The sequence below is a fragment of the Aeribacillus sp. FSL k6-2211 genome, assembly GCF_037966125.1.
In the GTDB taxonomy this organism is placed as follows: Bacteria; Bacillota; Bacilli; order Bacillales; family Aeribacillaceae; genus Aeribacillus; species Aeribacillus composti.
On record NZ_CP150190.1, the window covers coordinates 3,741,588 to 3,755,494 of the forward strand.

At 37.2% G+C, this 13,907-nt stretch carries 12 protein-coding genes; 1 reads left to right on the forward strand and 11 read right to left on the reverse strand.

Features of this window, described 5'->3' with window-relative positions; genetic code table 11:
• Positions 1 to 261 precede the first annotated feature (261 nt).
• The 9 genes from NSU19_RS17945 to NSU19_RS17985 all read right to left on the reverse strand — a co-directional run bounded on the left by NSU19_RS17945 (position 262) and on the right by NSU19_RS17985 (position 9,748).
• Positions 262 to 1,245, reverse strand: a complete 984-nt coding sequence (locus NSU19_RS17945; protein WP_327856623.1) for an endonuclease — start codon at positions 1,243 to 1,245, stop codon at positions 262 to 264.
• Positions 1,246 to 1,361: 116 nt separating this feature from the next.
• Entirely contained in the window at positions 1,362 to 2,333 is a 972-nt protein-coding gene (locus NSU19_RS17950; protein WP_063388871.1) for an MBL fold metallo-hydrolase, read from the reverse strand.
• Positions 2,334 to 2,907: 574 nt separating this feature from the next.
• Positions 2,908 to 3,459, reverse strand: a complete 552-nt coding sequence (locus NSU19_RS17955) for a glutathione peroxidase (protein WP_339197787.1) — start codon at positions 3,457 to 3,459, stop codon at positions 2,908 to 2,910.
• Between the two features lie 916 nt (positions 3,460 to 4,375).
• Positions 4,376 to 4,741: a PTS glucitol/sorbitol transporter subunit IIA gene (locus NSU19_RS17960; protein ID WP_117017161.1), complete on the reverse strand. Its 366-nt coding sequence runs from the start codon at positions 4,739 to 4,741 to the stop codon at positions 4,376 to 4,378.
• Positions 4,742 to 4,825: 84 nt separating this feature from the next.
• Positions 4,826 to 5,845 (reverse strand): glucitol/sorbitol-specific PTS transporter subunit IIBC, encoded by a 1,020-nt coding sequence (locus NSU19_RS17965; protein ID WP_339197790.1) that lies wholly within the window; start codon positions 5,843 to 5,845, stop codon positions 4,826 to 4,828.
• Between the two features lie 20 nt (positions 5,846 to 5,865).
• Positions 5,866 to 6,420 (reverse strand): PTS glucitol/sorbitol transporter subunit IIC, encoded by a 555-nt coding sequence (locus NSU19_RS17970; RefSeq protein WP_339197793.1) that lies wholly within the window; start codon positions 6,418 to 6,420, stop codon positions 5,866 to 5,868.
• Between the two features lie 13 nt (positions 6,421 to 6,433).
• On the reverse strand, positions 6,434 to 6,886 hold the full coding sequence (locus NSU19_RS17975; RefSeq protein WP_186439333.1) for a transcriptional regulator GutM: 453 nt from the start codon (positions 6,884 to 6,886) through the stop codon (positions 6,434 to 6,436).
• 4 nt (positions 6,887 to 6,890) lie between these two features.
• Entirely contained in the window at positions 6,891 to 8,831 is a 1,941-nt protein-coding gene (locus tag NSU19_RS17980; protein ID WP_311066598.1) for a BglG family transcription antiterminator, read from the reverse strand.
• Between the two features lie 116 nt (positions 8,832 to 8,947).
• Entirely contained in the window at positions 8,948 to 9,748 is an 801-nt protein-coding gene (locus NSU19_RS17985) for an SDR family oxidoreductase (protein ID WP_063388884.1), read from the reverse strand.
• A gap of 906 nt (positions 9,749 to 10,654) precedes the next feature.
• Between NSU19_RS17985 and NSU19_RS17990 the strand changes: the two genes are divergently transcribed.
• Positions 10,655 to 10,858, forward strand: a complete 204-nt coding sequence (locus NSU19_RS17990; protein ID WP_339197797.1) for a hypothetical protein — start codon at positions 10,655 to 10,657, stop codon at positions 10,856 to 10,858.
• A gap of 835 nt (positions 10,859 to 11,693) precedes the next feature.
• Here NSU19_RS17990 and NSU19_RS17995 read toward each other — a convergent pair.
• Together NSU19_RS17995 and NSU19_RS18000 are read right to left on the reverse strand one after the other, a co-directional pair.
• A complete protein-coding gene (locus tag NSU19_RS17995) occupies positions 11,694 to 13,097 on the reverse strand; it encodes an ATP-binding protein (RefSeq protein ID WP_066251154.1) in 1,404 nt (467 codons plus the stop codon).
• Complete coding sequence (locus NSU19_RS18000; protein ID WP_339197801.1) at positions 13,094 to 13,777, reverse strand: response regulator transcription factor; 684 nt, start codon at positions 13,775 to 13,777, stop codon at positions 13,094 to 13,096. Before NSU19_RS18000 ends, NSU19_RS17995 begins: the two co-directional genes overlap by 4 nt.
• Positions 13,778 to 13,907 lie beyond the last annotated feature (130 nt).

The window sequence follows — 13,907 nt, forward strand, 5'->3', positions numbered from 1 at the left end:
GTTCTTCATTATAAATCGCCGACCAGCAACCATTACGGATCAGCAGGTTGCAAATAAACAGAGACAAACAAAATCCGAAATGCTTCTGACCGCAAGCTGCCATTGACCGTCATCTTGTATGGAAAGAGCATCTTGAAATTTTAGCTCAGAGTTAAGCAGGAAAAATCAGGAGCTTTACAATCGGTATTTCGAAAGAACGGCTCTTCTTGTGATTATTTTGCAAAACGAGGTGCTCTAAGTATGCTCCTATAGTCTATGATTTCACGATTCCTTGACGCCACATGATCCAATATGAAACGGAAACTTTATTTTATACGCTAACTCTTGAAAGTCTATAAAAGGATTGCGGTTTCCCTGTATATAATAAATCGATTGGTTCCGATGCTTTTCATAGATGGAAACGGGAAACGATTCATGCCAGTGAATCAGTAAAGAAAGATTAATTTGTTTAAGGCTGCTTTTTTTTATTTCATTCGGGTATCGCAATAAAAAATACATCATTGCTCTCGCAACAGTACCTTTGCCATGTTCCGGTTCGAATCGGCCGTCTTTAACAACTCCGCAGCGATTGCGGATTTTTTCTTTTGGCGATTCCGGCTGATAAAAAGAAAAATCATGAAAAGGATAATTGGATCGTTTGACATTGCACTCCGGATGACAAACAAATAAATGATGCAAATCGCTTTTCATCGGTTCCCGTGCATGAAACCAAGACTGCGGAACAATATGTTCTGTATTATATTTTAAACGCAAGTCAATGCTTTTCATCTTTTTCAATAAAGAAATGTCCTTTTTGCTGACTATTTCTAAAAGAGCTTGAAATTGCTCATATCTTTTTTGAATTATTTCGAAATCTTCTTGTATGATTCGGCTAGGATCGCTTTTTTCGCCAGAATAGATGCTTTTCACTGTTCCATCCGGCTGCAAATCGACCCACGTATACAAATAATGATCTTTGCATATAAAATACGGCAGCTGATTTTTATGTGTTTTTTTCACTAGATTATGATAATGGTAAAATAGGTTCAGCCCCTTGATTTCTTTTCCGATGACATTTTTGTAATAATGCTCTATATCTTTTTTATCTTTTTCTGGATCATAATAAAACTTCGTGTTTTGGCGGATTTTTTCCTGATTCTGCAAAAGAGTAAGAGATGTCCGAGTACGATCTTTTTTCTGCCACTCCTTGTGCTCTGCAATATTTTTAATTAAAGGTGCATCTTTTCTCCTTTTTCTTCCCATCATTCCTCATACCTCAATAATTAGTATCATGCTTGCAAACAATGAAACTTTGTTACTTTTGCAGCTTGCGAAATACAAGAAAAAATTTTCATCGTCAACAGCCAATCAAAAACCTTCTATTATTCTTTATTAATGGAATAATGCCAAACTCCTTTTTCCATCTCCTTTCTAATTTTTCCGTTGAATTCTAAATAATCTAGATGTCCTATAATTTCAGACATCACAAGCGAAAACTGCTCCGAATACTTATTTCCATAATAGGCTTGGGCTAGACCGCTCGCGGTTGTTACCCCGTTTAAAATGAGATTCATAATTTTTTCCGCTTTTTTCTCAATCCCTTTTAATCTTTTATTTATTAAATCTTTCGGGTCTTGAATGAATACACCGTGTCCCGGAAATACGAGATCAAGAGGCAAATCCGAAACTTTCTCTAAAGAATGTTTATGCTGGAGTAAAGTCGGCATCCGCCGTCCAAAAGAATCGGGTTCGACAAGTGCGTTGCTGGATATATGCTGAATCAGCAAATCACCTGAAATCATCCAACGATGCTTTGGATCATACAGCGCAATTTGATCCGGAGCATGTCCGGGCACCTCGACAATTTGAAAATCCAAATGGCTGCTCTCGACTGGAATGATCTCCGCTTGGATAGCAAGTTTTCTGTTTTTCACAATCGATTCTTTTAAATAATCGACCTGCTTTCTCCCTGCTTCATGACATCCCATTTCCTCATATAATTTAGAAAAAAACTCCACCCTCATCTCAAGAAATTGGCGGTCTCTCTTTAAGCGCGGGATCGCATTTTTGTGGGCATAAACTTGAATGGGGTGATCCGCAATGATTCGATTCACTAATCCGACATGATCTATATGGTTGTGAGTTAAAATGATTTCGGTTAAGTCATGCAAAGCCAACCCGTTTTTTTGCAGCGTTTCCAACAATGCATTCCAACAAGCCTCATGATCCAAACCAGCATCTATTAAAGCAAGGGATTCTTTTGCTTTCACTAAAAAAAAGTTGATCGTTCTTAAATTAGACGGAACATCGACGATAATCGGGATGATTTCATAATTTTGCTTGCGAAGCTCCATATTTTTACTCCCCCTTTGTTTTGACGAACCAAATAAACCGCTTAAAACCCCCGACTTTAAAATTTGATACAAAGCGAAAAAAAGAGTTATGTGATTTGTTTCAGTCCTTGCAGTGCAGACGCTTACTTTAACCAAATCCCCATTTTTGCCATACCCTTTGGAAAATTTAGAACTGTATAAACATATTATATGTTTTTTTAAAAAGGTTTGTAAAAGAGAGGCTGCCAATTTATTTTCCATTTGTAACATGTAAGGCAATAACAAATATAGATCCGGTAGTACGGCCGCTGATTTCACGCTAATTTTACATCAAAAATCCCCATCGCCAACCGGCCGATAAGGTACTGTAAATTGACGCGCTTCATATTAAATACCAAAGCTCTTTACTGAGAAATAAATAACCCTCTTCCTTATTTTCAATGGAAAAGGGAAATCTGCTTGAACATTAAAATTCATAAATTCTTTTTTACATGTTGATCTAGGTCCGAAACAGGCAAAAGAACTAGCAGCTTCTTGCTAGCATTCTTATACATAAAATAAATCCGGTCGAATGAAAAAACGATTCAACCGGAAGTTAGTTTTTCAATAATTTCTGAATATCTTGCTCAAAATCAATCGGTTCGTCCCATGGTTCATATCTATTCACGACTTGACCGTTTTCATCAATTAAATATTTTGTAAAATTCCATTTAATATCGTTGCCAACCAGCCATTCAGGGTATTCATTTGTTAGTTTGATTTTTAATAGCTTTTCTGCCGTATTCGATTCATCAAATCCGCGGAACGGCGCCTCATTTTTCAAATATTCGAATAATGGATGAGCGTTTTTTCCGTTCACGTCGATTTTTGCAAACATCGGGAATGTGACGCCATAATTTAATTGGCAAAAAGAAGCTGCTTCATCGCTTGTTCCCGGCTCCTGTTGATCAAACTGGTTGCATGGAAATCCTAGTATTTCAAAACCTTGATCATGAAATTTTTTATATAGCTTTTGCAATTCTTCAAACTGGTATGTAAATCGACATTTACTAGCGGTGTTCACCACTAAGAGCACTTTTCCTTTAAATTCTGCTAAAGAAACTTTTTCGCCGTTTGCTTTTTCTACTTCAAATTGATAAATAGACATGGGAAACACCTCTTTATCTATTATTAAGTTATAATTATTATAATATAAAAATATTATCACGCAAAAAAATTGCTCTCAGTTACAAATTTGGAAACTTTTTTCCTGAATCAAAAAGAAGGTGAATGCCCGCCTATTTTTTCAATTTGAAGCATTGATTTTTTAGAATGGCTGCCTTAGTCCTCCTTTACTATAAAAATTTGGGAGCTCTCGGCGGAATCCATTAATTTTTGAAAATATAAATTTCCTAAATAACTCGAGCCTTCACAAGTATTGATTATTTTCCGGCGCTCGCAATTAAGTTGTAATTAGATACACTCACTAATTCCTTCATCCATTTCTTGTGTTAAAGTGATAAAGTAAGCAGGCAAAAGTTCTCCTTCAACCGTTCCATACTTATAAGTATTCAACCACTAGTGCCAGCTGGACTTTTTGTCCAATCTTTCCTTTATCTTAAGCTCCCGCCTGCAGATCATCATAATCTTTGAGTTGGCTTGAATGGACAGTGAACAAATCCCATCTAACCAAAGAAGATTTGGAATTTTTCTTACTAATTCTGCCAATTTAATTGTACCTCAAATCTTCCATATAGAAAATGATTCCGGACAACTTGCGTGACTTTTTCTTATTTTCAATGTTGTCAAGGCGTAGTGATCATAAATTATTGCCGGCAAGCAAACTGCTGTTAAGAGAAAGGATTAAAAAGCAAAAAAAACCGGGCGAAAAAATGGGTGCCCGGTTTGCTGTCTTATTTACTTGTTTCACTTAAATCTTTCACAGTTTATCCATTTATCCATTGAAGCTGCAAAAAATCTTTTATGTATATGATTCATTCACTGAATCTATTCAGCCTCATTTTTCCCTTCTATTGAAAAAAGTCGGATGAATAGCCAAAGATGAATGGAAAATATCCAAATTTTTATTCACTCGCAATCTTTATTTCGGTATTCAATCCAATTTCAGGGATATCTTTATTTTCCAAGTACAAAGTGCCCGGCAGTTCCGGTGTTGTCGATCCGTCAAAGCGCAAAGTAATATGCCCCAATGTTGTTAAGTTTCTTTGCACAGCATCGCCGACAGCCGTGATTTCAAATTTTTCATTATTAATATAAAGCTTCTGTCCAGCTTGAATGACTCCTTCCGCCTTTACGACATCAATGACATAACAAAAATCTTTCAGATCCTGCGGAGCTTCATTACCAAATAAAATAATCATTTTCTCTTTCAAAAAATGATCGGCCATTGTTCCGATTCCTTTTATTTTATTCTTATAAATGATTGTCATAAAGTCGGCACAAACCTGTTACGGTTGTGCCTTCCCTCCCATATGTCAGATTTTTGCAAAACTCATGATGTTATAATTACAAATTTACGAATCATAAAGTCCGAAGCTTGCCAGCCAAGCGACAAACACCCTTGGAACCCCGATTAAGAATCTTGAATAAAGGACGGACGGTACACCGACCTCTACTGTTTCAGGTTCTGCTTCTGCAAGTCCTAAACCTACAGGTATAAAGTCACAGGCGTTTTGCGTATTGATGGCAAACAATGCTGGCAGCGCCAAGTTTGGCGGGATATTCCCTTTGCCAATTTCCACTCCAATCAGCGTCCCGATAATCTGAGCGATTACTGCTCCAGGTCCAAGCAAAGGGGATAAAAATGGCAATGAACAGATAAACCCGATTAAGAGCAATCCCCATATATCGCCAGCCAGCGGCGACATGATCTTGGCAAATACGTTTCCGATTCCTGAACCTTGAATAATTCCAATCAGCAATGATACAAAAGCCATGAACGGAATAATCGTGTTAATCATTGTTTGCACTGCTTCACGTCCTGCTTGATAGAACGTGCTAATGACTTTTCCTGCGCCAAGTCCAATTTTCGTTAGTAAGTTTTTATTGGAGCTTGCTGCCATTGTTTCAGAAATCTTTTTATCACTGCTATATTTAAACTCTCTTTCAGGTTTTTCTTCCGGGATTTTTTCTTCAGCCGGAGCCGCCTGTCTAGCACTCTCTTCAACGGGCTGAATTTGATCCAACCCCACATCTGAAACGTAAATATCTTCCGTAATATATTGGGCCAACGGTCCGCTTTTTCCTGTTGGCATAATATTGACAGTTGGAATGCGTTTTTGCGGATAGATGCCGCAGCGTAATGTACCGCCGCAATCAATAATTGCAAGCGCAATCTCTTCATCCGGTACTGATGTTTTAAAACCGTTGACCGGCTCGGCACCTGTCAGTTCAGCAATTTTGTCTACAATTTCAGGCTTTGCTCCTCCGGTAATATAAACAATTTTATTTCTTTTTTCCGTCGGTGTAATGATGAGCGGTCCGCCAAAACCGCCGCTGCCCTTCACAATTTTTATCGACCGATATTTAGCCATTTCCCATTCCTCCTCCTTTTCTAACGATGATGTAACGTTACTTCTGTTTTCAATTTAATATTTTGCTGTTTTTCTACTATTCTTGTTGTAAAATCTGTAATCCAGCCTGCGAAGAAGTTCATCACGAGACCGACAAGGAAATAACGGACAGCCAATTCTGCAGTGCTCAAACCTAGTTTCTCAATTCCAGAGGCAATACCGAGCCAAATAAATAATTCCCCTGGGTTTATATGTGGAAATAAACCGTTGCTGGTATGGCAAAAATATGCACCTGAAGCGAAATAGCTCGGTTTATATCTTTCCGGCAAAAAACGTCCTAATGACAACGCCATTGGATTCCCTAGCATAAATGAACCGACAAGCGGCAAGACTAAATATCTTAACAACGGGTTTTTAGAAGATGCCATCGCAAGTTTATTGACCCGCTTTTCTCCAATAAGCTGAATGAATGTATTCATACAAACCATCAATAGCAACACAAGCGGAACAATGCTTTGCATCCACGAAATAAATGTTTCTGCGCCAGTTTTAAACAAATTCATAAAACCTTCAGCAATCGTAACAATAATATCCACGTTCCTCACCTCTTCATGATTTTTTTACCGAAACAATGTTTTCTGCCTGCATCATGATTCGTTTAAAGATACTCGGCTTTTCGGGAATTTCCCCGCCGCTCATAATAATCTTATAATTGCTGACCGCATCCAAAATAGCTGATTTCAATAGCTTGTTGCAATGAGCCATATCGGCTTCTCCAAGCGTTTTTATATTTTTGCCCGTAAAGCCTTTCAATTCCCGAACTTTCGCTAAAACTGTAACCCCTTGTATTTTCATTGCTTTCAGAATCTTCCCGCTGTCGGAAACGGCAAATAATACAATGGTGCCCGCCCGAATTCTGCCGGGGCGCTTTCCGATTGCCACTTTTCCAATCTTTCGCAGCTCTATATACGCTTTGGCAAAATGTTTAATTTGAAAATAACCTAATGCCAATTGCACGATAAATGCTCCTGCTATAAAAAGCATAATGATGATCAATTGCATCCTATCACATCCCTAAGATTGATGATGAACTGCTTGCTTGTTCGAGGCATTTTGTAAAATCTTCGTAGCTGGCTGCATCGGCCAATTCCTCTACCTGTTTCTGATCAGAGGCGATTTTGATGATTTCATCGTAAATTTTAATCAGGAGGCTTGCATCATTATCGGCTTTTTCCGGTATTCCCAACAGAAAGACAAGCTTGATTTCCTTCCCGTCAACCACTGCTTTTTCAGGAAAAACACCGATCGCCATTTCAATCTGATTGGACTTGTAGTTAACTGTATGCGGCAAGGATATATACCGGTCAAAAACCATTGATCCTTTCTCTTCCCTTTCTCTCAGCCTCTCTTTAAACCCTTCGTCCAAATAGCCTTTCTTGACTAAAACGTCGATCATATCATTCACATTTTCGTGGTAGCCTTTATTTGTATCTAAGACGAAGAATTTATCTTTGTTGAGTAAAAGTTTTAAAATTGAACGGTGATTGCCAAAATCTTTCATTTTAAATTTTTTCCGATAGGTCATCTTTTCTATTTGCCTAGAAACACTCGCTTCGTCAAAGATTTCGTTAATTATGATGACAGGTGGATCAATTGCAAAATGAAGCTTTACTGTTGAAAAGACCATATCGTATTGATTCAAAAGCTCTTTTGAAATTTCAATTTCAGAGTAAATATCAATTTGAGTATTTGGATTTAATATGCGCTGCAGTTGAATAGAGACTAATTTGGCAGATCCCCGCCCGGTTCCGCAAATGACTGCAACTTTTTTTAATGCTCTCGTTATTTCATCATGTTGGGCAATGAATACTCCGAAATACAAGGATAGGTAGCCAAGCTCATCTTCAGGAACCTTCAGTCCATACTCTTTCTCAATTACTTGCCCGGCAATTTCGGCCAATTTAAAGGCGACAGGATACTTCTCCTTCACATCAGCCAGCTGCGGATTTTTCAAACGCACATCAAACATCAAGCGGTTCAGCATAAAGGTTAAATGATACAGAATATCTTTGAAAAATGTTTCATTTTCGAAAATAATGCTTTTATCAAACCCTACTTGTTCGATTATTAAGTCCAAGAGACGTTTAATATCGTCGGAAATTGTAATGTCTGCAATTGTTCGAATGTTTGTCGGCGTTCTTCTTCCCGCGATCGGCAATGTTATAAACAGTATTTCAGGTTGTGAAATTTCAACCGGCAAATGCCGTTCGATTACGGAAACGATTTCTGAAGCAATCGAATAGTCCTGTGTATTTAATAGTTTGTTATATTTTTCATCCAATTCCGTAAGAGGATGATTTTTTATAAAACGATCCAACATGACAATAATAAATTGCATTAACTTTTTTTGGGTGGTAGACTCTAAATTGTAGTGATTGGCAATCTTCATTATTTCTTCTTTAATATCTTCATCCAGCGGGTAATCCCCGTATAAATAGTCATAGACGTTATCTAATATAAAAAAACGGATATCCAGTTCATTTCCTTTTAGGCTCATCCCGCTGTTCGGTTTTCCATGAATGGCTAAATTGTAAGATTCCAACGCTACGGCAGCTTTTTTTATTTCATTTACAAGAGTTGTTCTCCCCAGATTCATGTCAAAAGCGAGCTCATCCAGCGTATTCCTTCCTTTGCTGTTGATTAATCGATCAATGATAAAAGCGATACGCCTTTGTGATGAATCCAGCATGTTTTTCTTCTTAGAAACGGTTTCAATGAAATCATCAAACCTATGCCCATCTTCAATAAACAAATGGTAGCCTTTTCCCTTTTCGTTTTTGATGGCTGCAATCCCATTCAGTTCACTGTTAAGTAGCTTAATATAATTGCGGATTGTTCTCGTGCTGACCCCCAATGAGTTGGCAAGATAATCCAAAGAACAATAGGATTTTTTTTGAAACGTTTCTAGCATTTGAACAACACGGCCATCAATTGTAAAATCCAACAATATTCACCACCTTTTACGTAAAAATAAAGTGACATAGTTTCGTCTATCAGTCAAAGGTAGTGATTGGAATTTTGTGATATTTCGTTATAGGACCATTTTTTTAGGCTGCTGTGATCTTAACCGCGGGATTTGCCTCCAGAAATATTAACTGTCGTACCAGTAATATAACTTGCACGGTCTGAAGCCAAGTAAGAAACTAAATCGGCTATTTCTTTTAGTTTACCCGGACGCCCAAGAGGAATGGAATTGCTGTAATCCGTTGACAATTGATCAACTGTGACTCCTCGAGTATAGGCAAGCGCTTCATTATAAGCATCTGACGTCAAGCCTGTCGGTTCGTTGATGCCAGGCGCCACCGCAACAACCCGGATATTGTATTTGCCGAGTTCTTTTGCCCACGAACGAGTGAAAGCTATTAATGCTCCCTTTGTCGCGGCATAGCAGCTTTGTCCAGATGATCCTTCCTGTCCGGCTTCGGAAGCAATATTGATAATAACTCCTTTATTTTGCTTAATCATTTCTCTGGCAGACGCCTGTGCACAAAGGTAAGGACCTTTTTGATTGACAGCTACCATAAAGTCAAAATCTTTCTCATTCAACTCGTATTCAGGTTTTTCACCTTTGACATCGACTAACAGTCTTGGCAGGTTGACTCCGGCATTATTTACTAAAATATCGACTGAGCCGAATAATTTCACGGTTTCGGCCACCATTTTGTCAACGCTTTCTTTTTTTGTAACGTCACATTTTAGAAAATAAGAACCATTATCTTGCGGTCCTTCTTCTCCATTTAAATCGGCTACAACAACTTTTGCCCCATTTCGGATCAGTTCGTTTGTGATATGTAATCCGATCCCGGAAACGCCGCCTGTTACAATCGCCACCTTTCCTTCTAATTCAAGCCATGAGTCACTCATTACGATCTCCTCCTTTTGATCTAGTCTCTGCTCATTAGATGCTTTTAGTGTAAAATGTTTTAACCTTTTATTTAATACACAGTTTTTCACTTAAAATTGAAAAGTGGTGCATGAGCGGACAAAACGGTGGAAACAGATTGGAGCTGTAGAAATGAAAGAAAGTCTTACCTGCTTTCAAGGGTGGCTATAAGCCAAAAGACATATAAAAGTACGGAGTAACGAGAAAAAGACGTTCAACGTTCCAGAAGAAATACCGTAATGAACGCAAGCGCACGACGTAACGAAGCGATATTCGTTCATGAAAGCAAAATGGTGTAAACCGCACGCTTTCAGCAGCTGATAAATATATGAATGAATCGTATTGTTTTATTTTTATTGCATGAATTTTAGACTACAGGAAATCTATGATTTATTAACGAAAAAATAATCTTTCTTATCAAATGAAGGATTAGACTATAAATCCCTAATTTTTAGTCAAAAAACGATGCAAAACTTATCATTTCAAAGGCAATGGGTGTTGAACCACGATTGTATTCCTCCTTGTATTCACTAACGGGAAGCAGTCTTCATGTTTTCATTTTTACACTATCAAATGTGTGGACTGAATTTGCAAGATTTAATGCTTTTGAATTACTCTAAATTGCTGATTTTCATTTACATAATATTACAAAAAAGTTTATTACGGCATCATACTTAAGGGAATAAGACAAGCTTAATTACTTGTGAGCGGCAAAATAGACTTATAGGAATATTAAGTGAGGTCATCATTTATATACCTACTAATGCCCAATTAGAAATTAGACTAGTTTTAAATGAATATAGATTCAGGAGTGAAAAGATTGCGCAACATTCATTTTATTATTCATTATGGTTTTTTTGGTTGGCTGCAATAATGTAAATGAATTAATGAAAGATGAGAAAACTGCAAGTTACGGAATTTTTGAGCTGAAATTAAAAGCCCCCAAAGCGGTTAAAAACAAACAAGAATTTGATATCATTGCAGCTTTTAAAAATAACGGAACTGAAACAACTTTATTTCATAGTAAACCAATAATAGAATCGTTCATTATAAAGGATAAACGAGGTGAAGTAATTTATTCAAAAGATTAAACATCAAACAGAGTTTTATATAAAGACGAAATCAAGCCTAATCAAAAATTTGAGGAGAAATTTCATATAGCTATAGATAAAACGGGAACATATTATGTAGCAGTCAACACTTCCAAATTATCTGAGAGCGAGGATGTTGAAGGCAAAAGATTTTCCATGAAGAACATAAAAATAAATGTTGAACAACAACATATAAGCAATCTTACAAATTAAACCCGGCTTTTATTATGATCCCTCTTGTGCAGACAGTTAGGAAAAAGTTTAACCTTCGTTTTCTGCAAGAAAAAAATACAGAGTGTTGCAGTATATCTTTATCAAAATTTTGAATAAATGTATATGTGATCTATCCATCAAGGGCTTGGCGTGAATCCTCTGTAGCCATGATTCTTTAGTCAAGCGCCAGCTTCAACAGTTTTGGCAAAACCAAAAAAGGTTATCATGCAAGCTCCGACAAGAAATGAAATTGCAAGAGGAGCAAGTTTTGGCAAAACCAAAAAAGGTTATCATGGCTCCTCTTCCATGTAAAGCCCCATTGCATATCACTGCATAAGGATTTTGCAATTCTCTGCACTTTTATTTTGCAAAAAACACCTAACCTGTCTCACAGAGGGATTTTTCACGGAAATAAAAGGATAAATATACTGATGAGTTTCAATGATGGTTGTTTAGGAATCTTAAACAGGAACGACGTTTAGATAAAAAATTTCTTGAAATATTCGTCAGTAGGTTAAAAAATGCGAAACCTCAAAAAAGATTGATCAAAAGCATTTGCAGACCAGAGGAAACTTTTATCGTACTGCCTGAAGGCCACATTTCGTATAGCCTTTTTAAACATCTACTCTACTATCGGAAATGACAAAATAACCGATGTTCCTTGCCCTTCTTCACTTTCAATTTTCATCGTCCCGTTATGTAAAGCAACAATTTGTTTGACGATTGAAAGCCCGAGGCCTGTTCCCCCTGTTTCTCTTGAACGCGATTTATCTGTCCGGTAAAAACGTTCCCCTATACGATCCAATTCTTTTTTCGGTATGCCTATTCCATTATCCCGAACGATAACAACAGCCCGCTTCTCTTTCTGATACAATGCAATGTTGATCATCCCGTTTTCGAAGGAATACTTAATGGCATTGTCAATCACATTACAAAAAACTTGATGCAGCCGGTTCATATCTCCCATAATGATGATTTCATCATCTAAATCTGTTTTGATGGATATATTCCTTTTCTTCAGCGCAGGCGCAAACAGTTCTAATGAATCAAGAATCAATTGGGAAAAGGCGATCGGCTCTGCTTCAAGAGTCATATCTTTGTTTTCCAGCTCATTTAATTGTAATAAGTCGTTTATGAGCTTCTGCATTCGCGTTGTTTCTTTATTGATGAGCAGAAGATGATTTTTCGCCTCTTCTTTTGATGAATAAGCTTCATCCAGCAAGATTTGCGTGTATCCTCCAATATATGTGAGAGGGGTTCTTAATTCATGAGCCACGTTGGATAAAAATTCTTTCTTGCGCTCGTCTTGTTTTTCAAGAGATTCCGTCATTTTGTTGAAGGCGCTCGCCAATTCTCCTATATCATCTGACGTTTGGATAGGAACTCTTTTAGAAAAATTTCCGCGGCTGATCTCTTTTGCAATCGTTTGAATAGTTCGCAGCGAACGAAAGATCGAATGAATTGAGTACGTGATAACAAAATAGATCAATACGAAAAAGATTAAACCGAACAAGATTAAAATCGGAATGCCTTTACTAAAAACCTCTGGTATTTCGGCTAAAGGAATATAAATATATATAAAACCTATTAAGTTCTGTTCGTGGGTTAGCGGGAATATTGCTCCGACAATCTTTCGATCCAATTCATGAACATAGCCCTCTTTAACTACGTATTGCCCGGATGAGAGCTTTTTCTCATCTTCTTGACTGATCAGATGTTTGTAATCAATTTGATACGGAAAATGTTGATGAAGCTCATCTAATTGATCAACAGCTATTACTTCATAAGGTGAAATGAGATTATACCATTCAATTTTTTCTTTAATATCTTCACTAAGCGAGCCGTAATGAAAGTGAGCAGCTGTCTGCTTTCCTTCAAAAATAAGCCGCTCTTTCACACTGCGAATGTAAAGCTCTTTATATAGGAAGTGAATGAACAGAAAAGAAAACAAGATGGAAAAAATGATGCTGATGAAAAAGAGCAGCAATACTTTCTGACTAACTGAAAAATGTTTTATTTTTTTCAAGACGGCACCTCAAACTTGTAACCGATTCCCCAAACGGTTTGAATTAGATGGCTGTGCTCCTTTAATTTTAGACGAATCGTTTTAATATGAGTATCAACGGTTCGTTCACTTCCTGCATAATCGGAATCCCATATTTGGTCAAGCAATTGACCACGTGTAAATACTTTTCCTTTATTTTTGGCTAAAAGGAATAATAGATCAAATTCTTTTTGTGTGAGCGCAAGCCTGCGGCCTTCAACAGTGACAATCCGGCCTTGAAGATCAAATTGCAACGGTCCAATAGCTGCTATTTTTACATCGCTTGCAATTCGATGTGTTCTGCGAAAAATCACTTCCATACGCGCCAAAAGCTCTGAAGGATGAAAAGGTTTTACTATATAGTCATCTCCCCCAATCTTTAAACCTTTCACCTTATCTTCCTCATTCCCTTTTGCCGTTAAAAAAATGACTGGAGAATCAATTTGAAGATATTGCCGCATTTCCTCGACTAAAGTAAAACCATCAATGTAAGGCATCATGACATCAACGATCAGCATATCCGGGTTTTCCTTTTTTAATCTTTCAAGTGCTTCAAACCCGTCTTTTGCTTCCAAACATATATATCCTTCTCTTGTCAAATACGTTCTAATCAGCTTTCGCATCTTTTCTTCATCATCAACGATTAACACCTTTAAAGACATCAGCCACTTGACACCTTCTCTCAACTTATTAAATGAATTTTCTAATTTATTAATTATAACCAGAAATTATGAAATTTGTTTGAAGTTTTTCATAAATTTGTCCTAGTAAGCTCCGAGCGATAGAAAGGCA